Source organism: Ferrovum myxofaciens (assembly GCF_000735045.1).
In the GTDB taxonomy this organism is placed as follows: Bacteria; Pseudomonadota; Gammaproteobacteria; order Burkholderiales; family Ferrovaceae; genus Ferrovum; species Ferrovum myxofaciens.
Map to the genome: position 1 here is coordinate 1 of NZ_JPOQ01000006.1, position 24,632 is coordinate 24,632.

The window sequence follows — 24,632 nt, forward strand, 5'->3', positions numbered from 1 at the left end:
CTCTGCCTCTTTGCAGGGCAGGGTGATGGTTTCCACGGGGAGTTTGGATTCGTCGAAGAACAGTCCGTCTTCAGCGGGAGGGGTGGGCTTGGCGGGTTTGTTCCGGGAATGGGCAGCGACGGTCTGTTAATCCGCAGGTCCCTGGTTCGAGTCCAGGTCGGGGAGCCATATACCACGGGGGTTCCAGACGAATCACCCAATTTTATTTGTTCCCCAATTTACAGTTTGTTCCCCAAAAGTACAAACTGGTAGTTGTCCGGGCAGTCCCGTTTCATATCCCGGCACAATATCCGCCCCATAAATAAATGGTTTCCGGAATGTAGTGTGAAAACCCAGACCGAACAGTTTTCCAGCTACCCGCTGTCATCCGTGATCGGCTGGTCACCTCAGGGTTATTGCCGTTCATCTACATCACCGAAACCGATTATTCCCACATGGTACGCGGTGTCGGAATCAACTATATAAAATAATCAACAAGTTATTATGTTCATGCGTAATTTATGCGTAAAATACAATTGTGCAAGCAGTTAGATTCTGCAAATCAGAATATAACTCAACGCTTCATATGCATTAACCAAGATTCGGAACAGGAAAATCTAGCAGCATTTCTTTGCCTAGCGTCCGCGCACAGACCCCATGCGCAGCATGTTGCCGCCAGAGAACGCCATCTACTGAAGACAGTGCCTTCCAGACAGCTTTTCGCCAGTCAGATTCGATCCGAATACGGTAAACGCAATCAGTTAAGACGGGATTTCCTGAGCGCACCTTGGCCGCATAGTGCAAACAGCGAGCACCAACGCGGGGCAGTAAAATATCCCCCTGCTTTGCCACCCAGCGTTCCGGCAGTGATGGTGCAGCGGGGTATACCGCCAGCCTATTAGGGAAACGCTTGAAGTCGGTGGTATGAAAATAATATAGGTTGTTAGCCACGCACTCCTTATGAGTAAGAGCTCCTCTTACGATCTCAGCCCCCAAATCACGGAGGGTAACGACGGAAGCCCCACTTCCATCCGTCACGGAATGAAAACTATAATCCAGTCGCGTCCGCGCAAGCTCGGCTGGAATGACTACATCCTCCATCAAATCACCATTTGGCGAGGCGCCTGTCAGACGAATGTCACTGACTGGCTCCGCATGTTTACGCAAATAGAAAATGTGGGTGCGAGCTTCTGTCCGGGCAAAGAACCGATCCGGCAGCTGGATCACCCGATACAAGCCATGACGTTCGCACAGCGCTTGTCGCAAATCCGCGTAGTGGCTATGAGTAGCCAAGCCATCTGGAACTATCACCGCCAACTCACCACCGGTTCGGAGCAGGCGCAGATTCTGTGCAATAAATACAATATCAGTTGTTATTCGCTTGGCGGATATGCAATCGTGTAAATCAGCAGCGCGCAGAATGTCGTAAACACCTGGTATATCTCTAGCTGGTAAATAGGGTGGATTGCAGACCGCCACATCTGCTTGCCCTTCCGCCAAGCCCAACTTGGTCGGCAAGCACACATGCAATGCATCCAGACGTAGGCAAACTGCCTTGGGGAAATACGTGCGTGCTGCTACGATGTGCTGCGGGTCTATATCGGCAGCAAACAAGCGTGCATCCTGCCAACGCGCCTGCGCCGCCCGTAACAACTGTCCACTACCGACACCGATATCCACCACGGTTTGAACTTGATCAGTCAGCATAGCGTTTACCAGCAGGTGGCCTGCTGGCTGCGGGGTATAAAACTGTGCCCAAGCGTTCATACGGTGCAACTCCAGAAATGAACCATTTGGACCCCATTACATCGACGGGCGCGTTGTTCTGAGAAATCATAAAGCAGACGCACCCGTGCCTGGTCACGCTCAGACAAGCCAAAATAAAACCAGAGAACACCCAGAAGCATAGGCTTAGGACCGAGAGGTACAATATCAAGCCAGTGAGATTCTTCCAGTCGAAGTTTTAGAAATGCTTGCACCATTTCGGGATCGCGGGCATCCAATCGGTGGATATGATCGGGAGAACGCTTGCGAAATGATTCCAACCACGGCTGGCAAGACTCCAAAGCGATTTGGTCTCCACCGTCCACAAATGGTGGATCACCAAGCAATAAATGCAAATGTGCTTCATCCCAGTCATAACGCTGGATGAATTTCCAAGCCCTGCCCCTATCAAAACCAAGCAAGATCATATGCTGACTGTTAGGGCGAGTTTCCTCAGTAGTCAGCGCGACATAGCCCCTAGGTTGACCAATGGGCAATGTATTTTGTACTTCCAAGGAATCAGTTTGTATTTCATCAAAATTGGTTGGCGCAACATATAAGCAAGCTAGTGATGCAGGCTGGCAATCGCGTAATGCGGGTAGGAGATATAAGAGCGTATCAAAACTCAGATGGGTGGTATCCAGCAGTATGGACTCGCCAGCGGGAATAATCTTAGAGATTAGTTGCCCGAGCTCGTTCCAGTTGACAGCTTCCTCGACGTCATTATGGAAGAGTGTGAAGCGATAAGGTATATCCGACTGGGTGCGTTTCAATGTCAATCTTGCTAAATCACCGAAATGATTGATGCACCAGCTTCGGCGCTCCTCAGTTTCCGTACTCTCTTGCCCGCTAGTGACTAACCATTTCCAAGATGCCAGTGTACGAATAGCGGCTTCAGCTACATCAGGGAGAAAAGCTGAGTTTAGATTCAAAGCAGTTTTCCTTGTTTGTCGCTTATATCGCTTTCATCACCTGCGGTTGCTTCAAATTTGCGCTCAAACTGTTTGAACAATGTGGACCAAACTTCCTGATCGCCGGCGAATAATTGGTAACACTCATTCGGCTTAATGGTAAGTTTCTTCTTTCGTCTGGTGGATAGGTTAAACAATGGTGCAAACCAAGGCACTAGTTGCCAGTCAGTTAGGCGCAAATCCTCTAAGCTTTTCTGCTTGGTACCTTCAATTCGTCGTAAAGCCCCTTCGTACCAAGCATCGGTAAGCCACTTTTCTAATTGTCTGCACTGTTCGTCTTCGTCTAGTCCAGGAATCGCGAAGTGATTGACCTCTGGTTCACTCTGCTTCGGACTTTTGTGTTTGGCCTCAAACAATCGCCCCAAGCGTTCGCACAAATTATTCACTTCGCGCGGAGAATGATCGGCGGAACGCAAATTTTCGCGAAAAATGCCAACTTGGCGCCGAATAGCCGTATTCTGAACAGCATGTGGGATAGGAAGACTAGCCCCCCCAGCCTCCTGCCACTCAGCAAAAATAGCATGGCAGAAATCTAAAAAAACTCGGATGGTATTACCAGATAATCCCACCACCTGATTAATTCCGGCATAACGTTTATCCTGATGGTAGAGCCGACATAGCCAATGCAGCGCTCCCCGGCTGTAGTTATGGTACCAATCTTTAGCTTCCTTGCTCTGAATACGAAAGGCAGTCAACACCCTATCCACAGACTTGCCTTGATTGAGCATAACGATGGCAGTGGTTTGGCGTAGAGGTTCCTGTTCCGTTTCCATCCAAGCAAGGATCTCAGCGGCATGATGAGGATAGTGATTTTTCACCCAGTCCACCAATGGTGAGGCACGCCTACCACCCGCAAGCTGGCGCGCCTCTTCTTCGGGAGGCAGATCTTGCAACATATCGTCCAGTCGGGTCAAAGCCCTCTTCTGGAAATAGGGGTGCCGCTCCAGATGGCGGTTAGCAACGGCTAAAGCATAGCCCTTAAAAGCATCGAAATCCATTTCTTGATCCAGAACATGCTCACGATAATCATGAGTTTCTTCGATCAACTGACCCGGTGCAAGGGTCTCTCTGGTACGCAGACCACCGCTGCGCATAAATAGACGGTAGGTGACAGCATCTTCACGTCGACTCTGCTTCAATCGGGTGTTAACAATGCGCTGCTGGTAGTCGGCGTAATTCTCATATTCGTCAACTAACACGACAAAGTGATGCCCGTTGAAGTGTCCAGTTCGCCGCAGACGCTCAGTAAGTAATTTCATCAGAGCATTAGGCTGAGTAAAGACCGGGCGGTGTTGAGAAAAAGGATTGTTCAGATAAAAACGGATGCGCTGGATTCTGATTTCCAGAAAATCCAGAAAAGCAGGTAATCCTGATATAGCGATATCGAATTCCCCGAACTCGGCGCACAGTGCCTGAAATAGTTCGGCCTCATCGCACCACTGTGCGAGACCACCCAAGCCGAACAAGGCATTTAAGGCTTTACGCACGACCAGGATATCGAAGAACTGAGCGAAAAGGTGGTCGAAATCATTACGCAGAGATTCATCAGATTGGTTAAAACTGTGCAGGAAATCCGCGTCTGGACGCAAGTATAAGCCGATTCGTGGAAAATCCTTTGGCAGGATAGGACGATCTGTAGCGTGATGCTCAGCCAATTGCACTTCCAGTGAGAACCGTCGTGCCAGCATGGTCTTGCCAGAGCCGCGTGCTCCAGATATTAGCAATGGCATAAAGCTATCCATGTCTTGCATGATGGTACCCGCGGGATCAACAAAATTGCGCCAAGTTTCATCAGCAGTAATGTAATCGCTACGTGTCAGCGCAAAGGGATTATCTGGCTTGTCTTCTTGAGAAGGAACTGCACTGGCAATTGGATTGTCAAGTTCGATTAGTTCCCTGAGTTTATCGATACCGCGTGTGTAATCATTACTAAGATCATATTCAGCAGCCACTTGACACAGTATTTTCTCGCGCAGCGCCAACTCGGCGACATAAGGCAGCTCTAGATTGAAGCACTCAAATCCTTGGTATTCCGTACCAATTTCTGTGAGTCGTTCTTGTTTATCTCGTAAACTGATAGATTCCGGATTGGGCGAGGCCACGAGAATGAGCCGCTTGGAACCGTATTCCTCAATGGCTTTCGGCTCCTTCAGTACCTGTAGAATACGTTGCGTACCTTGAATGTTTTGTCGGTTGTATCCGGTTACGCACACCACAGTCTCAGACAACTCCAAAGTGGCGATGTAGAATACATCGGATAGTCCAGTGCGGGAGTCAATCAGTACATCGTCAAAACCCTGCCGCCTAATCTCCGCCTTGAACAAACGGAAGAAAGCTCGCCCCTGCTGCTCATAAAATTGATCCCAGTCCAAACGCCCCAAACGTTGTGGATAGTCTGTACTATCCACTTCACCCGCGGGCATGAGCCACAGGCTACCAGACTCGGCATTTTCCGTCTGTTCACGGCGCGGCTGCCAACCTTCACTAATGCGCAAATAGCGTTCCAATTTTAAATGGTAAGGTTCGATGGTATCGCCAGAATTTAACCGCGTCCGGTAGGCCAAATAGTCATCCAACATATCTACAACCCCTGGCCCAGGAGAGGTTAAGCGGAACAAATCGCTTTGATGTTGACCAGGAGCCTCAAGATCAAAGTCAATAATTAGTACTTTACGCCCTTCGCGAGCTAGGACATACGCCAAGTTAGCCAGAGCCAGACTGCGTCCAACACCGCCCTTATAAGAATAAAAAGCTATAAAGCGAGTATTGCTCATGCTAATGCCTGCATGTGATTCTGGTTTGTCATAAATGTGCGAGGAGACATTCGCATTTCAATTACATGAGTGCGTAACTCTCCACGCAGCCATTCAGCAATCGCATCATGAGGCTCGTTTTTATCTAACCACGCTCGGAACACTGATGCTAACGATTGATTTAGGCTAGACTCGACATTCTTCATAGAAGTACGCTGCGTATATAATCCTACATTAATCTCTTCTTGAAGCCTCAACTGTTCATTCGTCTCTTTTTCTACGCCAACCAGCAATTCAAGTAGTTCCATACGTGGTAATTTTGGTAGTTTGGAGAGCGCGATAAACAGGCACCCCCACGCCTCCGCCGAGATGATGGAATAATGGTTGCAACCTAAAAAAGCATAAACTACCGCAGCCATTGCATAGGTGCTATAAGGTTTTCCCAAGTTATTTATACTTGCGTCAATCTGCCGTTTCCAAAATTCAGCATCACCCAATTTGAGCACAAGCAAGATTAGCAACCTACCTGCAAGGATAGGCGGCAGGGCGTTTTCAACTGGTTCTTCAAGTAGGAAAACGAACAGGTTTTCTTGGGGTGGCAAATGAGGGGGCTTAATATCACTCAAACTATAGATAAAGCGGCACGCCAGATACATCGGCATACCTTCGTTGTTAGCAACCAAGGTCTTCATCGCATCTGATAGGGCGATCCAAAAAGCGTTATATTCCGCCTTTGGCATTTCGAAAAAGGCCCTCTCAAGAAGATCATCTTCTTCAATACCTATATTCGGGTTTGTTCCCTGTTCGCCGCGTAATATAGACAAGATTTTTTGTTCATTCATTGTCGTATCTCTTTGGCGCAGGCATTCCAGTAGTCTACCCCCAAGTTATTCGCAGACAAATCATAATCCTGCTCCGCTTCCCGATCCCAGTAATCCATAATCATGAACGCCCCATCTTGCTTGGGAAGTACCCATTCTCTCAAGGTAGGCAGACCGGTCTCCAAATTACGAGCCAATCCGCATTTTAGTTGGTGTGGAGCCGCATACCAAAAGAAGACTAAGCCACTGTCCAACCACGTGGTCTTGTGTACCTTCTCCACATTGAAGGCCATTATAGTGATTCGTTCGCCCTCCTTCCAATTCGTCCCGCATAGACCAAGCCCCCTTGCCAATTCACCGCAGTTTACTTGGTCAGGCGAGTGTAAAACGAGCTCGTTTGCTTCATCAGTCCAATCACTAATGAATAGGACTTTTCGCCTAAGGTTGAGCACAGTATCCTGCAAAAAATCTGGGTTCTGATTTGCATAGGGGGCGGGCTTGGGTAACAAGGTTTTCTTCTTGAGTACAAAGTATGCTACCTCCCCCTCAAATTGGACTTCGGTTCCGAGACAGCACTGTGCCATGTTGGGGTACATGCCAATATTCAATAGATCATCACAACCATCGACCATTATGACTTTTTCAACCTCGCTTTGAATATGCCTAGGCGAACCCAAATAATTCTGGTATGCGAGAGCCTCACGCAATATTTTTCGATCATTCAGGTCGCCATTTTCGTAGCTGGCTTTCCACCGCTCAAACACTCCGTCCCCTTATATTATTACGTATAAATGCAATATATTAGCCCCCATTATGCACTATCTTCGCTTAAGTATCACAACAATGAATCACTGGAATGGACGCCCATGCCCTCTGAACCGCTCATCAGCGCCTCATAGGCATGCACATTTCCACTCTTGTGGGCAATCGGCTGAAATGCGCACTCAAGCAAGGCTCTCATGGTATTCCCGCCCACCATCTCACTGGTTCACCCTATACGGCGGCAAAATCATGGTGTGGTTCACGAATACGTCAAACGCATAACCTGGCCTGATATTCAGCGTGGGTTGAATGTTGAGATTTTTGTTGAGCAAGTTCGTTCCGACCGTGTTCAACTGCTGCGCCATGGCGGCCGTGCCCATTTGCATCGCTGTTGGCGTTGTCAGCGCGCTGGAGTTCTGTGGTTGCGACAGTTCTGCGCCAGCGCCCAGCAAGCTCATCAGAATCGCGCTGCCGAAGATGCGCATGTAGTGGTTATCGACCTGGTCATGGAATCCAGCCTGCCCCTGTTCGTCTGTGCCTCCCATTCCTTTCAGATTGATCATCGCACCATTCGGGTAGATGAGCTGGTTCCAGGCCACCAGCACGCGCTGCTGGCCATAGGCGACGCCGCTACTATATAAGCCGACGATTCTGGTGCCTTGGGGAATCAGGACAATGTCCGGATTCAGGCTGTCATACACGGTCTGCCGAACCTCTGCGCTGATTGCACCAGGCAGGTCGCTGTTGATACCGCTGAGCAAAGTCGCGGGGATGACTGACCCGGCAAACAGTTCATGGTTGTTGATGGCAGGCTGTACGGCGGATGCCAGATAGCCGTTGTCATCCTTGTTCTGCGCATCCAGAAACGCCTGATTTTGTGCCTGGGCAGTTTGCGGTGCCTGCAGGTTCTTTGCGGGCTCTTTTGAAAGTGCGGGTTGGCTGGAAGGCGTTTCTTTGCTTATGGGCTGTTGCCCACCGCTCATAAGCGACTCCGCAGGCGAAATCTTGGCCAGCGTGGCACTTTGCGCTGCAAGTATCTGGCCTTCTCTGTCTTTGTAGCGTTGCTCGACCAGCCATTTCCGGTATTCCTGATCTGGCGACAGTGGCTGCCCCCTGCCTGCTTGCAGGTTGGCACCTGCTTGAGATTTTGCGGTAAACGGATTGGACGCGCTTGCCGCTGACGTTGATGCTGTCGGCGCATTTGTCGTCCCGGTGCCGGTAGTCGCTGCTGAATTCGCCGCAGCTTTCTGCATCTGCTCGATGGGTGGTTTGACTTGCCCGACGCCTTGTGAGGCCGTGTCGGTTTCATCCCCGGCTTTGTTGGCCTTTTGCTGTCCGGCCGTCATGACGCCGATCACAATCCCGCCGGCAATCATGCCGATCACCACAAACGCGACTTTCTTGAAGTTCTTGCCAATCCTGGCACCCCCGGTTCTGGGCGCGCCCTTGATGCTGAGCGCCGGCCTGGCTGTCGCACCGTCCACATCCTGCGACAGCAGCTTTTCATCCGGGCGGTCAATAGGTTCCTGATGTTCCATGGCTCACCTCAATCAAACAGGCCGGTTTTAGGATTGTGTTCGCAGACTTCGCTGCGCGCGTTGTCGCCCACGCCCACCACCAGCTCGAATTTCTGCGGCAGGCCATCAATCACCACATAGTCGTGCACCAGTCGGCTGTTCATCAATTCCGTCTGTTTGTCGCGGAAATTGAACACCGCAGGCTTGTCGGCGTCTTTCATGCCGGCCGGCATTTGCAGATAGGTGTGGCCATTGCCGGCAAAGATGCGCACCGGCTTGAAATCTTCATCGTCGGATCCGTGGCCGGGCTTGCAAGCGAAGTTGAAATCCAGCGTGGCCGGGTCAATGGTGCCCATTGGGGCCACCACTGCCTGTTTCTGCGCCTCGATCTTCGCCTGTTCGGCAGCTTTTGCTGCCTCGGCCTGCTGCTGCATGTTGATCACCAGCTGCTGCGGGTCATAAAAGCCCACCAGCGGCACATAATCGTGCCGGTTGGAGACCAGCGTGATGTAATACACGCGCCCGGCGTCCGTGGTCACCACCAGATTGGTGTTGAGTCCCGCCACCGTCGGTTTGATCACCACCACCGGACGGTTGCCGGCCATAGCGGGCTGGATCAGCCAGCGCACGCTGTCGCCGATGCTGAGGTTGGTGATGTGTTCATCCGGCAGCAGCTGCAGCACGCAGATGTGTTCCGGCGCGCAGGTGATCGCGGGGTGGCTTTGACCATACGGATACATCACCTGCCCGTTGGTGCCCACCATGCTGGGCGCGAAGCCGGTTTTAAGCCATTCCGCCGAGGCCAATGCGGTCGCGCGGGCGGAGAGTGGTATCGGTTCTTTCAGCTGATAAAGCTGATGGCTGGTCTGGGAAATGTCCGCTGTCGGCCACGATGAGGTTCTGGCCAGCGGGGATTCATCGGTTTGAGCTTGAGACGTGTCGGCTTGTGCGCTGCCTGCCATGGCAAGCAGCAGCAAGGGAATCAGGGCTTGTTTCATCGTTAATCCTTTCAGTTTGTGGCTTCTGCGGCGCCGGATACGACTGGCGTCCAAGTGACGTTTTTGATGAACAAGCCCAGCGGGTTGTCCAGCATGACTTGCGGGTTGTCAGCGAGCTTGGGATCCTGGGCTGTCGTGATGTTGGCTTTCCAGTGCTGGGCAGGTTGTGGCTGCCCGTTCTGAACCGTGACTTCATCCCAGTTGATCTGGTAGGTATCGCGACTGATGGGTAGCACGCTCGTGATCGTGACGTTCGCCACATATCCGAATGGCGGATGCGCCGAATAGTATTGGTTCAGGTATCCGGCAGCGTCACTGCCCAGCATGGCGTACACCCGGCCGATCAGGATTTTCTGGGCGGCGGGATCCGATAGCACGCTGCGCGCGTTCCACAGCCAGTTCGCCACCTGCGCTTCCACAATGCGCTGATTGATCGCACCACCGGTCACGGGTTGCGCCATCGCAATGGGATTGCCCATTTTGTCGATCGCCACCACAAACGGCTTGATCTTGCTTTGCGCGCCGATGTAGGTGATGCCCAAGACTGCCACGCCGGCGATGGCGAGACTTGCGAAGGCCGCCATGCGCCAGTTTTTTGCGCGAGCGAGCGCATCGCCATAGCGTTCGTCCCACTCGCGCCGCGCATTCAGATACGGGTTGGCGTCAGCCATTTTTCTCTCCTTGATAAAAATCCAGCCTGGCTGCAATCACTATTGAAACAACGAAAAACACCAACCAGACAAACAATGACCCGTTGATAGCAAATCCGGCCTGCCATAACCCGGCGAACCATATGGCATTGACCAGCTTGATCAGTCCGATGACGACCGTTTTTCTATCGTTTTGAACGAGCCATGAAACCCGGTTGCCAAACTCGTTCTGAAATCCCTTGCGCCAGTTCACAGGCTTATTCCGTATGGTTCAAGCGGATCTGGATCCCGCCGGTACTGCCTTCGTGGCGGGCAATGTCGTCTTTTTTGCTGGCCAGGTTGCCCAGCTGGTCGCCCATGGCTTTCCAGTGGTTTTTGCCCTGGGATGCCGCATCTTCGGATCCCGCACCTGTCGTTCCCGATCCGGACTGCGTGCCTGCACCCAGCGCGTCGGTGGCGCCGGAAGCCGGTGCAGATACAGAAGGCGGCGCGGCAGTCGAACCAGCGCCGGCGGACTGGCTTGCGGCTGCGCCGGTCGCATCGCCAATTCCTGCGGATGTTGCGCCGGCACTGGATGCAGAACCGGTCATCGAACTCATTGCCGCCAGGCTTTCAGCGCCGCCAATGCCGCCAGCTCCGGCGCCAGCGGCACCACCTGCTCCGGCGCCCACCAGATCGGCCATCTTGGCCAGCCCCTGCGCAGCACCAGCAGCGCCTGCCACGGCGGCAGCACCTGCAGCCGCAACGCCACCCGCAATCGCAGCGGCACCTCCCGCAACATTGCCGAGACTCATGTTGGGTGAGCCGTTCATCAGGCTGCCGGCAAGTCCCGGCACCTGCATGCCGATGACTCCGTAAATCAGCATGGTGGCGCCCACCGACAACAGATCCAGCGGCGGTGTTGCGGATGTCCAGGCGTTGATGTAAGCAATTTCACTGTTGATCACGTTTTGCCCAAGCCCGACTATGGCGTAGATCACCAACAGCTTGATCCCGATGCTGATCATGTAGCCGATATACTTCTCGCCGAAACTGCTGGTCATGCCGGAGCCGGTGAACCCAAGCATCACAAGACCCGCCCCACCCACCAGGTACATTTCGATTTGCGTCATGAACAACTGCAAGGCAACCAGGCCGAATCCGATCAACCCGAAAACAGAAGTCACGACCGCAACCAGCGCGAACAACACGCTGTTGCCAAGATGATCCCAGCCGGTGTTCGCCTCGACCGTTGTCCACAGCGTGGAAATCACGCTGAAGGCTTCGGACATGATCCCGGATGGCGTGGTGGCGCCTGCAGCCCCACCAATGCCTTGCCCCATCTGCATGAAACTGGATGTGATCAACGGCATCCAGGTCGGTGCGTAGGATACGATGGTGTAAAAGAAGAAGATCGACGAAATCTTGAGCGTGGCGCCGCCAATGAAGTCCGCCAGGTCGTTTTTCTTGAGGATATTCTTGATACCCCACCAGGCGAGATCCAGCACGGCAAGGCTCGCAAAAATATGCAGGGCATACCCTTGCGCCGTCGTCATCCAGCCTGTGGTCGCCGACTGGAAATTACCGGCAATCGTGTCCAGATATCCGGAGCCGCCCGGATTGGTCGTCGCGGCTTGAGAGGCGGTCGCCAGCAGAAACAAGCCCAGACCCAGCAATCCAATCAGCAGCCCGTTGGTTTTACGCATGGCTGTCTTCTCAGAATGCGCCGGGCTGTATGGGTGCCGACAATACCGGATGAATGTTTTGCACCGCATCGTTCTGGCTGTGCGATATCGCCGCCAGCGCATTGAGCTGTGCCTGCGAACCGGCTTCTATGTCCGATTGCAATGTCTGCAGCTGATTGACCATCAGCCCGGAAATCTGGTTGCCGGCCTGCAATACTTCCTTGCGCCCGGCCGCATTCTGGCTGGCCTGGTTAATGCTCGCCATCGCCGATTGCACCGTCTGATAGTTCTGCGAATTCAGGTTGTATTGCTGCAGGGTTGCCGCGATCTGGTTATCGTTGTTCGAGGTCCAGGTGGCGAGACTGCCCGCATAATTGCTGAGCGCCGTATTGGGCTGGCCATATTGCGCCTGGATTGCCGACACCGTGTTCTGCGAGGCATAGCTCAATCCCTGCGCATTGCCCACCAGATTCACCAGCGTGGTCAGTTCACTCGATATGCTTGGCCACAACTGCACCGGAATGGTCTGCATGTTGATGGCCTGGTTGTAGATCTGCTGGAACTGCGCCTGCAGCTGCTCGGCTTGTGTCGCGTATTGCTCGACCAGCGTGGTTTCCTGAATGATCTGTTCAGGGAAGGTCGCACCGGCAATCGATCCCGATGCCTGCGCCGGGATGCTGGATGCCAACAGCAACATGGCAAGAATAGGGTTAGGCTTCATGTTCAATACCGTTTTAATATTAAAACGATACTTAAAAAATATTCTTTTCATGGTTATCCCCCTTATTGCGTCACGCCGGTGGCGGCGCTGATCTGCTGGATGGTGTTCTGAGCATCGCTGCTCGCAGCACTTCCCGCCGCCGTATCCAGTGTGTCGCTGACGGTCGATGCAGTGGAATTTGCGGTGTCATAGGTGCTGTTTTCGTCAGTCGTGGCGATGTTCTGTGCAGATGACTGCGCGTCATAAATGCTTGCCTGCTGGTCGGCTGAGGTTTGCGCGATGGCCTCAGCTTGCGTCCATACCGAGTTTGGATCCCCGGTGCTGCTGGCCATGCCGGCGTCATACTGCTCGATGGTCATTGCCGCCTGCTCGGCGTATTGCGCATTGAGACCTGCCTGCCAGGATTGGGCGGCATTCCAGCCATCGTTTTCATTCTGCTGGCTGGTATTGTTCAGCGTGGTTTGCTGACTGTCGGCAGCACTGGTGTAGGACGTATCCGTGCTGACCATGCCGGCGGTCTGTCCCTGCGTGACACCGGTGGTGGCGCTGGTCTGCTGCGTTGCCTGCGCAGTCGATGTCGCGCCCGCAGTCTGGCCTTGCGTGACGCCGGTCAATGACTGGATCTGCTGCAGTTGCTGGCTCGCATCGGATAATGCCGTGGTGAGCGCCGCGCCATCGAGTGCCAAGCTCATGGTGGGTGCTGCAGCGACGTTGGCGGCATAATCCGCGTCCGCTGTTGCCTGGTCGCTGGCATTGACCGAGGCCTCGTAGGCCGCGCCCGAATAATTGAATGACGCGGTGTCGGCTATCGCCAGCAATTCGGCTTCGGTCGCGTCGATATTCGCCTGGAAGCCGCTGGTGGACAATCCGTTCATCAAGGCTTGTGTCGCAGCACCCGCCAGAATGTAGCTGGTGTCATAGATCATCGACACCTGCCCCTGCTGCACGCCGGTTGAACTGGTGACACTGCCCATCGAACTGCTGGCGCTGCTGTTCACCGACGACTGCACCGCGCTGTCGTTCGCCTGCTGCACGCCGGGCACCGCGTTCACTTCGTTGGTATAGCCGGTGTTTTCGGTAGTCTCGTCCTGTTGCGTTATGGATGACTGATCCAGTGACAGCGTCGTCTGGCCGTCAGCCACGGACTGCGCTTCACTGGCCGCCTGCTGCCAGTCGTAACTGTCATACGACGCATTGGCCTGCGTGGTGTCCTGGTTGGCGATGTCCTGCGCGGTGAATGCCGCCGCCTGATACGCCTGTCCTGCAAAGTAATCCACGCCGGCATTGTATCCGCCATTGGCGTTGTCGCTCGCGGCCGAGTTCAGGGCATCCTGAGCCGCCGGATTGGGCGCCGGCGCCGGTGCAGTCGTATCCGCCAATGCCAGGGCTGGCGCGCTCGCCAGCATGACCAGTAACAGTTGCTTTTTCATCTCAAAACCTCCTGACATTCAATGTTTGAAAAGACTTTTTCCTGCGCCTGCAATGGACAATTCGTAATCCAGCGCGTCCACAAATGCGACGGTTCGAACCAGTGCGATTTTTATCGACTCCAATGAAAACCCGGCCGTAATCAGCGTTTCCAGAGAACACATCATGGCGCCATGCAGAATGTCGTCGCTGTTTGCAAACCCCAAACCAACCAGCTCGTCCACAAATTCTGCATACGATTCCATATCAATACCCTTCCCATGTGGCTGCAGCCTTGGATAATCCACGCTCGCGCAGCCATTGCGCCGGCCACGCATTGCCCAGTTGATCGCGCAATGTCCGGATCCGCGCGATGTCTTCCTTGCCCGATGCGCCGACAAACGCCAGCTCGGCACCGGACAATCCCAGCTCGAAGAGGCGTCGACCATCCGGATGTATGACGTAGTACTGCCGTTTGGGTGTGGCCATGGCCAGAATCTCGATCTGCCGGGCATTGAGTCCAATGCCTTCGTACAGCGGCCGGATGTTGTCGGTTTGCGCTTCGGGGTTGGGCAGCAGTATCTTGGTCGGGCACGATTCAAAGATCACATCCGCGATGCCGGATCTGACCAGATCGGTGAGGCTTTGCGTGGCGAACACCACCGCCACGTTGGCTTTGCGCAAGACTTTCAGCCACTCGCGGATTTTGGCCTTGAATGCCGGGTGCCCGAGCATGATCCAGGCTTCGTCCAGCACCAGCAGCGTGGGTTGCCCCTGGAAGCGCTGCTCGATGCGATGGAACAAGTAGGTGAGCACCGGCAGCACCAGCTTGTCGCCCTTGTTCATCAGGTGTTCCATCTCGAACACCTGGAACGGGTCATTGGCCAGGCTGTCCGTTTCCGCATCCAGGAGATGCCCCGCCATGCCGCGCAGGGTGTAGGATTGCAAAGCGTCACGCAGCACCTGGTCCTGCAGCAGCACCAGAAAATTGGTCATTGTCCGTTGCGTCATGGCGTCGGTTGATTTGCCAAGCTGCACCACGGCACGGAAGATTTCCTGCCTGTGGTGTGGCAGGATTTTGACGCCCTGCAATTCACACAGCTGTTCCAGCCATTCGGCAGCCCAGACCTGTTCATTGACTTCATTCACCCGCCCCAATGGACAGAAGGCCAATTCGCCATGCTCGCCTGCAATGTCGTAATGCTGGCCGCCGGCCGCCCACACCAACGGCAGCATCGAATAGCCCTTGTCGAACGCGAATACCTGCGCATTCGGATAGCGGAATTGCTGGGCGACCAGTGTGGCCAGCAAGGTTGATTTGCCGGAGCCGGTGGGTCCGAGAATCACGGCATGCCCCAGATCTCCGCTATGCAAGCAGAGGCGAAACGGCGTGCTGCCATCGGTCTTGGCATACAGCAACGGCGGACTGTCGGGCGGATAGAACGGGCACGGGTTCTTGTCAAGGCCGGCCCAGACCGAGGTGAAGGGTAAGAGATGCGCCAGATTCAGCGTGTGGATCAGCGGCCGGCGCACGTTGGCGCTGGTGTTGCCGGGGTGCGTGCCCAGATACGCTTCTATGCTGTTGACTTCTTCGACGCGCGCGCCGAAGCCCCGGTTTTCGATATGCTTGACGACCTCGCGGGTGATTTCATCCAGCATGGCCGCATTGTCATGCGACAGCAGCAGCACGCTGGTGTAATACCCGTACAGCACCATGCCGCTGGATGCCTCGGACAGCGCTTGTACCGCATCGGTGGCCATGCGGTCGGCATCGGCGTTGATGTGCGTGGCCTGGCCGCCGGAGTTCTCGCGCATCACATTCAACATGCTCTTGCGCTTTTGCGCCCAGCGGCTGCGGTACTTGTTCAGCAGTTTATCGGCCTGGCCGGGATCCAGATAAATGAAGCGGTTGCTCCACCGGTACGTCACCGGCAAGCGGGAGAGAAAATCCAGTATCCCCGGAAAGCTGTGCCCGGGCAGGCCGGTCAGGCCGACACAGCAGACGTGCCGGCCATCTACGCGGGGCACGAAGCCCGTCACCAGATCATGCGCGCCGATAATCGCATCCAGATACATCGGTGCTTCAGCCATGACCATGGGACGCGCTTGCGGGGCAAGAGTGACGCACTGTTCCAGATAGGACAATAAGGGACTGGTAATGGCGCCGGTGCGATCATCCAACGAGTCCGCCAGCCTGCGGATATGCAGCAAGCTGGACAACCGGCTTTCCAGTTCGCGGATCTGTTCATGGAAGCGTTCCAGATTGCGGCTGGCCGTACCCGTGATGCGACCATCCACAAAAAGATCAGCGGTCTTGCTTGCCGCATCCGGCATGGGGAACCAGGTCACGATCAGAACAAAGCGGCTGGCATATCCGGCATGAATCCCTTCATGCGCTGCGCGGCGCATTTCATCGATCAAGCGCGTGGTGCGGTCAGGAAACGCACCTGACTTCGCGTAGCCCGGCGCCATGCCGCGCAGGGCGTCGCAATGGATCACCCAGCCGTCACCCAGTTTCAGGGCGGTGTTGATGCGCGCGGACATAGCCTTGAGCTCTTCACTGGTTGCAGAATCCAGATCAGGCCCCCGGTATTCCCAGCCGGCGATCAAGCCGCCGTTTTTGGTGAGAACGATTCCGTCATCCACCAGCGCCGCCCACGGCAGCAGATCCGGCAATCCATAGGCTTTGGTGCGGAATTCGGTCAATTCGCGCATTATTTCATCTCCCGCTGTGGCGCAAACGGTGTGGCCTGCGCCGGGTAGTAGCGTTTGTACTTCATTGCCCGGATGCCGGTTTGCGACAGCTGAGGGTCATAAGTGGCAGCGCGGCTTAACGCCCACTGGCCGATCATCCACATGGTGACGCCCATGACTGCCGCCCACACATGCGCCAACGAAAAGATGAAAACGCCGGCGATGACCGCCAGCATCAATACCAGGTTGCGCTCGCCGCCCATCAACAGGATGGGTCGGTTGAGCGAGTCATGAATCGGCGTACTGTAATCGTTGCTCACATTTTGTCTCCATAAACCCGGTCGATCAGATCAGTCATGTCAGCGACATAGCGCATGGCCTGCGTGATTTCCGGAACCTCATGCCCCTGATCCACCAAGGCTTGCACCACCTGCGACAGGATGTCGGTCAAAGCAGGCGGCTGGTCGCCCGGAATGTCGTGGTGATCCATGGCGCGCTCCCGTATAGCGGTGCGCATTACAGCACCATAGCGCCGGTCAGGCCGAGGGCTGACAGGAAACTGTTGCCCAAAACAATGAAGGCCACACCCAGAACGACGTACATCAGCTTCTTGGCGATGCCGCCCAGTTCTTCGCCGAACACCAGAGCGGCGCCTGCGGCAAGAAATGCGATCACGCTGATGCCGGTCGCAACAGGTCCTGTCAGATCACCCTGCAAAGTGGTGATGGCGCTGTCCCATGGCAGGCCGCCGGTGCCCGTCGCGAATGCGCTTTGTGCGGCCAGCAACGCAAGGATGGCTGTCGTAATGCGGGTGAATAATTTCTTCATGGCGGCCTCCTCAAAACACCATGGTGCCGGTCAGGCCGAGGACTGACAGGAATTTGTTGCCGAGCACAATGAACGCCACGCCCAGAACGACGTACATCAGCTTCTTGGCGATGCCGCCCAGTTCTTCGCCGAACACCAGTGCCGCGCCGGCGGCAAGAAATGCGATTACGCTGATACCGGTCGCGACAGGTCCGGTCAAATCGCCCGACAACGTCGTGATGGCGCTGTCCCATGGCAGGCCGCCGCTACCAGTCGCGAATGCGTTTTGTGCGGCCAGCAGCGCCAGAATGGCGGCTGGGATGCGGGTCAATGCTTTCTTCATTTCAGTCCCTTCGCTCTGATACGGCTTCCGGAAATCGGAGGCTCTTATATCTATTCTGCAAAGTGTCCACTTTTTGATGAAAAAACTCCTCGCACCCATCACGCCAGCACAAGGCTGGCATTCGGTCTGCTGGCCGACAGCCTGAAAAGCCACATCCGCTACGCCGTTTAAACGCTCCGTTCCAACCGGCTTCCCGACATGCAAGCCCACTGGATCGGCGCCCCTAATCCGTAGGTGAAGGGGGACTGATCGTGGGCATCACTGCAAGTCGGGAGAAATCCCGGTTTTGTCATTCCTACGCAAACGGCTTTCCCCACCCCCGCCGCCCCAGGGCGGAGCGAAGAAGGCTTCAGGTCGAGAGCATCACTTTTTAACCGACTGCGGAGCCAAGACCATGAAAACCAATCAGCTGAAAATTGAATTTGAATCAGATTTAACCTATGCTGCGACAGGGTCGGATGACGCCATCATTGCGCGGGCGTTGGCAATACTGGACAAGCGAATCCGGGTTGTTGGGGACGCCATGAGTTCTCCACAGGCCGTGCGTGATTATTTGCGTCTCAGGTTGTCCGGGCTGGAGTATGAGGTGTTTTGCATCATGTTTCTGGACAACCAGCACAGGGTAATCGGGTTTGAGGAAATGTTCCGTGGCACCTTGAATCAGGCCAGCGTTTACCCGCGTGAGGTGGTGAAAGCTGCGCTCGCTCATAACGCCGCCGCCGTGCTTCTGGCGCACAATCATCCGTCAGGCGTGGCTGAACCGAGCCGCGCCGATCAAAGTCTGACAGACGCTCTTAAAGGCGCGCTGGCGCTGGTGGACGTGCGCGTACTGGATCATTTTATTGTGGCAGGTACGGACGTGCTATCTTTTGCCGAGCGGGGTTTGATTTGATTCACAAGGAAGGGGTTTGGATAATGAAAGTTTCGAGCACAACATGAAATCAAATGTTGATTTTAATGTCCCAGATTATCTGAAATGGTGCAAGGACTTCAATTTAACTCCATGCTCACCAGAGGAATTTTTGGCTGGACTGAAATTTGCGTCCCCATATGAATTGCCTTATTTGAACCAAAATAATCTTATTTGGCTGCATAGCATAGACAAAAAAGACATATACCGCTCTTTGATGGAAACAGTTTTTTGTTGGAAAGATAACCCCAGTCATTTGATGAGATGCCGCATAACGACCCAAAGTGGCCTGCTACGTTACCAATGAGTGAGCATTATGCGATACTGCGTCAAACAAAGGAGAAAGTCGCGGTGAACCAAGACCCTAAGTACACAGACATGATGCAAGAGATCAAAGAACGGCTTTATGCAATTGAAGATGTGTTGAGTGGTCGTACCGCACTTTCCGGATCGTTGGCACATGAGTTCTGTTTTCTACAGTTTCGCTTCATCTGTGAATGCATCGCCTATGCTTGTGTTATCGCACATGCATATATTAAAGAATTACAGTCCCCAAAGTTTCAAAAGGAGTGGTCTGCGGATATGCTGATGAAGTCACTCGACAAGCTGCATCAAGACTTTTACCCGAAACCACAGACGATAACTGTCACAGAAAACAGAGTCCAATTAGATGAAATTCACGTCCCGTACCTTACAAAAGATGACCTAAAGAAACTGAACGGTATCTGTGGTGACAAACTCCACCGCGGGTCGCCCGAAAAATACGCCTACAACCTGACACCGGAGTGTCTTGCAGTGGATCGCCAAACAATCATCAATTTTGGTAACAAGATTTTCCGGCTGATGGAATCGCACCTGATGAGCAATCGAGACAAACCGCGGTACATACTGTGTCGCTTTAGAGAGCGCAGCGCTCCAGCAGAAGTATGGTACGCAGCAGCAGATGATAATGTCGCAACAACCAGTAGCGTATGACTCGGAGTGATATTCTCGGCATAAAGCAGATTATCATTCACGGCTTGCAATCTTTACTTTAATAGGGTATCCGGAATCCATGATTGATTTTGCATAACGTTATTTAGCCGCGATCAAACATAGCCCATAATAAAAACGCCATATCGATAATGGTCAGTACAGCAATAATCACCCTGATTCTCAGGTTGCGAAACGACTCTTGCTGCTCACTATTTGGCTTCGGAGGCGAAAATTTTGCGAGCAGCAATAACAGCACCAGCAACGTGGCAGCCAGCAAATTCATCCAATTTGTTGAAATCATGGGCCACCCCTATCGCGTTATGCCGCTGATCGCGGCAAGCTGTGCTTTTCGTGCACATTGGGCATCCGCGTGTGCTAGGTCGCCATAAGTCAGCCGGGTTTCTTTGGTTGGTGTGATAGCTAGCAACGATTGCCTTTCAGTCGACGCGATATCTAGCAACGATTGCCTTTCGCACGCGGATAGTGGCTGTATTGCGGAACTGGATAAGGGGACGACATCCCAGATTTCGGATGCAAAAAACCAAACGAATAGGGACATCGCGGCAATAACTAGAGCAGCTTTGAACGCAAAGGCAACAGTCCAAAAACGTATTGCATTCTCCTTAATAATTCCCATGAATTTCCTTTCTTTTTAGTAAATATCAATCACAGATTCCGGATACCCCTTTAATATTATACTGCTGAACCATAAATCATCGACCTTGTCACCGTACCCCAGTACCGACTGTCAAAACTCTGCGCAGCGAGTCCGGGGCTTGCCCCGCTACCGTAAATCCAGTATTCATCCTTGCCCAGCACAAAATCTCCCTGCTGGTGCGGCAGACGAACCTTCGGGAATTTGATCGATCCCGCCACTTGCTGACTGAACCGCAGCCGCTGGCCATTGATCCAGACACCATCCATGTTCACGCGCACCCGGTCACCGGGTATACCGGCCACTGTTTTGAACATGGGCATGCCACCGCCCGGACAGGTGCCTCGCATGTAGAACGGGAATCTTTCCGGAGTGACGAACACCGGCGGGCAGAATTCCACCAGCGCGCCTCGATTGACCTTTCCATGCACCGGTTCGAGCTGATAAATGCCCAGCGGTTCGCTTTCGGTCAGGTTGATCCGCCAGCCGCTCAGGTATGCAACTTGCGCCGATGCGATGATCAAACCCATCGACAACAGAGGCACAATAAGCCGTTCCCAATGAATTACCATGACCACAAATCTCCACTGTTTAACGATCTGTTAAAGGGTCAAGCTAAGGATGTAGCACACAAATATGACCCATATGACGCCTATCAGGACATGGCCAAAAAAGTTTTTTCCGGAAGATATTTCAATATCCGTCGGTTTTTTTGGCTTCGTTTTCAAACGAGATTCACTCATACCCCTCTCCCGGTTGTTGATGCTGCTCCCAGCTTGATACGTTCCGCCAGCGCCGCATCCTGATAGTATTTGATCTTCTTGCAGTAAATCGGCGCAAATCCGGCCACGAACACCATTTCGTCGTCTGGTGGCAGGCGCATGCACTCGTCTGCGGTGAGCAGCGGCCGCTGCACGATTTGCTCATTGGTGTTGACGTTTTGCAGCAGCATCGCCATGCGGTTGCCGGAATACTGGCGCTGGGTGTGTTCCACGGTACTGATACCGCACATGTCGGATAACGATTTTGCGGTTTCGATCTTGTTGGGCGCATAGGCGATGCGGATGTGGCAGTTGCTCACGATCGATTCATCCCTGGTATAGGCGGCATTGAGCTGGGTCAAGTCTTGCACGATCAGCAAGGCTTTCAGGCCATAGCCGGCGATGAAGGCCAGCGCTTCCTGGAAGATTTCCAGTTTTCCAAGACTCGGAAATTCATCAATCAGCAGAAGCAACCGGTGTGGGAACCGACTTTTGCTGGCACCCTTGGCATCGAATTCCATGCCTTCGGTCAGCCGGCGCACCACCTGGCTGATCACCAGCCGCAACAGCGGTTTCAGCCGGTCTTTATCAGATGGCGGCACCACCAGATACAACGAGGTTTTCTCTTGTACGGGCTGGCCATCCGGGTTGTTGCCGCCCATCAGGCTTTCAATCGAGAAGTCCGATACCCGGGTGTTTTCAGCGACCACGGGATCGCGGTACAGGGACAAGAATGACAGGGCGGTCGATAGCACGCTGCCCGCCTCGTTGGTCGGTTTGTTGAGCCATGACTGCATGGATTGCGCCACCGCCATCCAGCCCGCCAGGCGCGCATCGTGTTCGACAGGTTGCGGGGCGATGCGCTCGCCCTGCTCCACTTTTTCCAGCCAGGCATGCGCAATGTCGCGGATGTAACTCAGAACGGCACGGGCGCCTTCCACCACGTCGCCGTCTTTACCGCCTTCCTGTGCCGCCGCGCTGGCAGCACTTTGCGCGTCCGCCCGAAATATTCCGCCATCTGACAGAATGCCCAGCACCATCGCAATGCAACGGTCAACGTGTGTTTTGCCTTTGGGCGGCTCGCACAGCAGCACAAACAGCACCACGCCGGTCATCAAATCGAAACCGGTTTTTGCCCAGTGGTCTTTCAGCCCCTCGCCGTTGGGATCCACGATCATGGTGGCGATGTTCTGCACATCCTTGACCAGATTGCCGTCGATGCGGATTTCCTGCAAGGGATTGAAGCGCGCGGAATCCACGCTGGTTGGATCAAATTTGAGCGCCCGCTGTTTCAATACCTGCTGGCGGTATCCGCTGGTCAATGCCCAGTTCTCGCCTTTGATGTCCAGCACCAGCACCGACTGATCCCAGTTCAACAGCGTGGGAATGACAATCCCCACGCCCTTGCCGGATCGGGTGGGTGCGAACACCATCATGTGTTCCGGTCCTTTGTGGCGCAGGTAACGCAGCCCTTTCTTGTCTTCAAAAGCGCCGAACAGCACCCCACCCCGGTTTTTTTCGTCGGGCAGGACTCCTGCAGCTTCCACCTCTTCAGCGCTTGCCCAGTGCGCGGAGCCGTGCAGGTCGTTGCGCTCGGCGTCGGCCTTGCGGGAACGGCGGTACGCCATCGCAACCGGGATGACCAGCGAGAAGAACCCGCCTATGCCCATGATCAGGTGCGCATGGGCAAAGATCGTCATGACATCCATTCCATAGCTGGGGCTGTTGTATTTCCACGTCCAGATCAGGATGTCGAACGGGAAATACACGTGTTCCGCCATGGGCGCGCCCAGCGCCGAGACATAGCCCAGCGCCCACGCGGCATATTCCGTGGCGGTCCATGTGGACAGCAGCATGATCATGACAAACGCGCCCAGCCCCACCCAGATGAACCGGGTAATGTCCTTCTGCGCTTTCGGGATGTGATATACGTGTTCAGCTTCTGCCATGATCCTGCTCCCTTTACCGGCTCACTTCCGCATCGCCTGTACTTCTACGCGATTTTCTTTGCGCTACCTTACCTGATGCTTTGTCTCCATCAGGCAGGTCTGGCGCGGGTTTGGGTTCATCTTCCACCCGTTCGGCAAGCGCCTGATTTTCAGTGCTGACACTGGCCGGTCTGTCATTAGGTGCGGCTTGATGTTCAGCGGTTTGCTGCTTTTCGGCCTGCAGCTCGCGTTCCTTGTCCAGCACATAATCGACCGCCTTGCCGGCCTCAGCCGCCGCCCGGAAAATCTCGTTCTTGTCTTCCTTGAGCACTTTTGCCCACGACTGAACATAGGCTTTGTGCTGCTCTTCATCGTGCGGGATGCCGGTCTGTGCAGCCATAAACGTGCTGAACAATTCGGCGCGCAGTTCTTCCTTGGCGTAACCTTCTGAGCCGAACTTGTGGGCACCGGTGATGCCGTCGCGCTTCAATCGCTGCTCAGCGCCAGTAGCGTGGCCGATTTCATGCAGGGCGGTGCCGTAATAGCCTTCCGGTGTCTTGAATGCATCGCGCGCCGGCAGATAGATTTCATCCTTGCTCGGCGAATAGAAAGCTTCCGCATGTTGTTTGAACCCCACGCCGTCCTTGGCCATCACCTGCATCAGATGCTCACCGCGCTCATCCACCGGCAGGCGCGGGATTTCTGGCATCGGGTCGAGTTTCAGGCCGGAGCATTGCTCGACATTAAAGACCACATAGGTTTTGGCGACTGCCCGAACCAACTCCTCATGCGCTATCGCCCAAGACATGGATTTGCCCTGGTGCTGTACAACCAGATCGCCGGGCTTCACCTGTCCGTAGGGTTTTTTGTCAGCCGCGCCGGCAATGTTGACCACGCCACGGCCTTCATCCAGCACTTTAACTGGTTTGCCTGCAAGCGTAATCTTCACATCCGGACGTTCCCAGAACTCCTGAATTTTCCACAGCTCGATTGCCGTTCCCTTTTCGCCCTTCTCGACTTTCCCGCCCATGTCACCGATCTGCTTGAATGTGGCAAAACGTGAATCGGTATATCCACGCTCCATTTGTTCAAACATGAGAATCAGCCGGTTGCCGCCGCCGTATGCACGATCCGATACCAGGTTCTTGGGTAACCCGTTATGCCCGATGGATTCCCATGGCTTTTCCCATGGGATCTTGTTTTGTTCCAGTGCGGCAACGAACCGGTCGGTGATTTCCTGCCGAAGATCGCGCTTGCCTTGAGTTTGAGTCTGCGTCTCGGTCTGTGGCTGGGTTTGTTCAGTCATGATCCACCCCTTCCAGCCCGTTCATTTCTTCGGCGTCTGTTTCAAACTCCGCGCCGAATTCCTTTTCAGCCTGCGCCTGGCTCATGTCATAAGCCGTTTCGGCAAATTCACTGCCGTCCACCACTTCCGATATCGAATTTTCCATACAACCTCCTTAAATCACCCAAAAACACACAAAACGCTTCAATTTTCCACCCTGCAATACCGTTCCAGCACCCCGGCATTCACCCATCAAACGAGCGCTTT

General features: G+C 54.2%; 26 protein-coding genes. 2 read left to right on the top strand and 24 right to left on the bottom strand.

From position 1 onward, the window contains the following. Positions 1 to 570 precede the first annotated feature (570 nt). The 19 genes from IV91_RS0100945 to IV91_RS0101035 form a co-directional block, all read right to left on the bottom strand. A complete protein-coding gene (locus IV91_RS0100945) occupies positions 571 to 1,746 on the bottom strand; it encodes an N-6 DNA methylase (protein WP_031595296.1) in 1,176 nt (391 codons plus the stop codon). After that, positions 1,743 to 2,675 (bottom strand): hypothetical protein, encoded by a 933-nt coding sequence (locus IV91_RS17770; protein ID WP_150112333.1) that lies wholly within the window; start codon positions 2,673 to 2,675, stop codon positions 1,743 to 1,745. The genes IV91_RS0100945 and IV91_RS17770 overlap by 4 nt, the downstream gene beginning before the upstream one ends. Next, the gene (locus IV91_RS0100955; protein WP_084189817.1) at positions 2,672 to 5,488 is read right to left on the bottom strand and encodes a tyrosine-protein kinase family protein; all 2,817 of its coding nucleotides are present in this window, start codon (positions 5,486 to 5,488) and stop codon (positions 2,672 to 2,674) included. The genes IV91_RS17770 and IV91_RS0100955 overlap by 4 nt, the downstream gene beginning before the upstream one ends. Continuing rightward, positions 5,485 to 6,309: a hypothetical protein gene (locus IV91_RS0100960; protein ID WP_031595302.1), complete on the bottom strand. Its 825-nt coding sequence runs from the start codon at positions 6,307 to 6,309 to the stop codon at positions 5,485 to 5,487. The genes IV91_RS0100955 and IV91_RS0100960 overlap by 4 nt, the downstream gene beginning before the upstream one ends. After that, positions 6,306 to 7,052 (bottom strand): hypothetical protein, encoded by a 747-nt coding sequence (locus IV91_RS0100965; RefSeq protein WP_031595304.1) that lies wholly within the window; start codon positions 7,050 to 7,052, stop codon positions 6,306 to 6,308. Before IV91_RS0100965 ends, IV91_RS0100960 begins: the two co-directional genes overlap by 4 nt. Before the next feature lie 71 nt (positions 7,053 to 7,123). Further along, on the bottom strand, positions 7,124 to 7,249 hold the full coding sequence (locus tag IV91_RS19485; RefSeq protein ID WP_267880961.1) for a hypothetical protein: 126 nt from the start codon (positions 7,247 to 7,249) through the stop codon (positions 7,124 to 7,126). Positions 7,250 to 7,268: 19 nt separating this feature from the next. Continuing rightward, positions 7,269 to 8,588, bottom strand: a complete 1,320-nt coding sequence (locus tag IV91_RS16580) for a TraB/TrbI/VirB10 family type IV secretion system protein (protein ID WP_051861794.1) — start codon at positions 8,586 to 8,588, stop codon at positions 7,269 to 7,271. Positions 8,589 to 8,596: 8 nt separating this feature from the next. Further along, a complete protein-coding gene (locus IV91_RS0100980) occupies positions 8,597 to 9,565 on the bottom strand; it encodes a TrbG/VirB9 family P-type conjugative transfer protein (RefSeq protein WP_035416939.1) in 969 nt (322 codons plus the stop codon). 11 nt (positions 9,566 to 9,576) lie between these two features. Next, positions 9,577 to 10,236: a VirB8/TrbF family protein gene (locus IV91_RS0100985; RefSeq protein WP_031595310.1), complete on the bottom strand. Its 660-nt coding sequence runs from the start codon at positions 10,234 to 10,236 to the stop codon at positions 9,577 to 9,579. Beyond that, complete coding sequence (locus IV91_RS0100990) at positions 10,229 to 10,468, bottom strand: hypothetical protein (RefSeq protein ID WP_031595312.1); 240 nt, start codon at positions 10,466 to 10,468, stop codon at positions 10,229 to 10,231. The genes IV91_RS0100985 and IV91_RS0100990 overlap by 8 nt, the downstream gene beginning before the upstream one ends. Positions 10,469 to 10,472: 4 nt before the next feature. Continuing rightward, the gene (gene trbL / locus IV91_RS0100995) at positions 10,473 to 11,900 is read right to left on the bottom strand and encodes a P-type conjugative transfer protein TrbL (RefSeq protein ID WP_031595314.1); all 1,428 of its coding nucleotides are present in this window, start codon (positions 11,898 to 11,900) and stop codon (positions 10,473 to 10,475) included. 10 nt (positions 11,901 to 11,910) lie between these two features. Next, positions 11,911 to 12,651, bottom strand: coding sequence for a TrbJ/VirB5 family protein (locus IV91_RS0101000; RefSeq protein WP_150112334.1), 741 nt, complete (start codon positions 12,649 to 12,651; stop codon positions 11,911 to 11,913). An 11-nt stretch (positions 12,652 to 12,662) separates the two neighbouring features. After that, positions 12,663 to 14,030: a hypothetical protein gene (locus IV91_RS0101005; protein ID WP_150112335.1), complete on the bottom strand. Its 1,368-nt coding sequence runs from the start codon at positions 14,028 to 14,030 to the stop codon at positions 12,663 to 12,665. A gap of 18 nt (positions 14,031 to 14,048) precedes the next feature. Next, entirely contained in the window at positions 14,049 to 14,273 is a 225-nt protein-coding gene (locus IV91_RS0101010; RefSeq protein WP_031595320.1) for a hypothetical protein, read from the bottom strand. Position 14,274: 1 nt separating this feature from the next. Beyond that, positions 14,275 to 16,722, bottom strand: coding sequence for a VirB4 family type IV secretion/conjugal transfer ATPase (locus IV91_RS0101015; protein ID WP_031595322.1), 2,448 nt, complete (start codon positions 16,720 to 16,722; stop codon positions 14,275 to 14,277). Beyond that, entirely contained in the window at positions 16,722 to 17,021 is a 300-nt protein-coding gene (gene trbD, locus IV91_RS0101020) for a conjugal transfer protein TrbD (protein ID WP_031595324.1), read from the bottom strand. Before trbD ends, IV91_RS0101015 begins: the two co-directional genes overlap by 1 nt. Further along, a complete protein-coding gene (locus IV91_RS17775; RefSeq protein WP_150112336.1) occupies positions 17,018 to 17,218 on the bottom strand; it encodes a hypothetical protein in 201 nt (66 codons plus the stop codon). The genes trbD and IV91_RS17775 overlap by 4 nt, the downstream gene beginning before the upstream one ends. Continuing rightward, positions 17,218 to 17,529, bottom strand: a complete 312-nt coding sequence (locus IV91_RS0101030; protein WP_051861796.1) for a TrbC/VirB2 family type IV secretion system protein — start codon at positions 17,527 to 17,529, stop codon at positions 17,218 to 17,220. The genes IV91_RS17775 and IV91_RS0101030 overlap by 1 nt, the downstream gene beginning before the upstream one ends. A gap of 10 nt (positions 17,530 to 17,539) precedes the next feature. After that, complete coding sequence (locus IV91_RS0101035; protein ID WP_031595328.1) at positions 17,540 to 17,851, bottom strand: TrbC/VirB2 family type IV secretion system protein; 312 nt, start codon at positions 17,849 to 17,851, stop codon at positions 17,540 to 17,542. A 394-nt stretch (positions 17,852 to 18,245) separates the two neighbouring features. Here IV91_RS0101035 and radC point away from each other — a divergent pair, with 394 nt between their 5' ends. Together radC and IV91_RS0101045 are read left to right on the top strand one after the other, a co-directional pair. Further along, positions 18,246 to 18,743 carry a RadC family protein gene (gene radC, locus IV91_RS15565; protein WP_035416940.1) on the top strand — a complete coding sequence of 166 codons (498 nt, stop codon included), beginning with the start codon at positions 18,246 to 18,248 and terminating at the stop codon, positions 18,741 to 18,743. A gap of 321 nt (positions 18,744 to 19,064) precedes the next feature. Next, complete coding sequence (locus IV91_RS0101045; RefSeq protein WP_160171505.1) at positions 19,065 to 19,736, top strand: hypothetical protein; 672 nt, start codon at positions 19,065 to 19,067, stop codon at positions 19,734 to 19,736. A 103-nt stretch (positions 19,737 to 19,839) separates the two neighbouring features. Here IV91_RS0101045 and IV91_RS0101050 read toward each other — a convergent pair whose 3' ends face one another. The 5 genes from IV91_RS0101050 to IV91_RS18300 all read right to left on the bottom strand — a co-directional run bounded on the left by IV91_RS0101050 (position 19,840) and on the right by IV91_RS18300 (position 24,531). Beyond that, the gene (locus tag IV91_RS0101050) at positions 19,840 to 20,037 is read right to left on the bottom strand and encodes a hypothetical protein (RefSeq protein ID WP_150112338.1); all 198 of its coding nucleotides are present in this window, start codon (positions 20,035 to 20,037) and stop codon (positions 19,840 to 19,842) included. A 392-nt stretch (positions 20,038 to 20,429) separates the two neighbouring features. Next, positions 20,430 to 20,963 (bottom strand): S26 family signal peptidase, encoded by a 534-nt coding sequence (locus tag IV91_RS0101060; RefSeq protein WP_051861797.1) that lies wholly within the window; start codon positions 20,961 to 20,963, stop codon positions 20,430 to 20,432. A 167-nt stretch (positions 20,964 to 21,130) separates the two neighbouring features. Beyond that, on the bottom strand, positions 21,131 to 23,101 hold the full coding sequence (locus IV91_RS0101065) for a type IV secretory system conjugative DNA transfer family protein (protein ID WP_051861799.1): 1,971 nt from the start codon (positions 23,099 to 23,101) through the stop codon (positions 21,131 to 21,133). 13 nt (positions 23,102 to 23,114) lie between these two features. Beyond that, positions 23,115 to 24,386: an ArdC family protein gene (locus tag IV91_RS0101070; protein ID WP_051861801.1), complete on the bottom strand. Its 1,272-nt coding sequence runs from the start codon at positions 24,384 to 24,386 to the stop codon at positions 23,115 to 23,117. Beyond that, positions 24,379 to 24,531 (bottom strand): hypothetical protein, encoded by a 153-nt coding sequence (locus tag IV91_RS18300; RefSeq protein ID WP_160171506.1) that lies wholly within the window; start codon positions 24,529 to 24,531, stop codon positions 24,379 to 24,381. Before IV91_RS18300 ends, IV91_RS0101070 begins: the two co-directional genes overlap by 8 nt. Between the last annotated feature and the right edge of the window lie 101 nt (positions 24,532 to 24,632).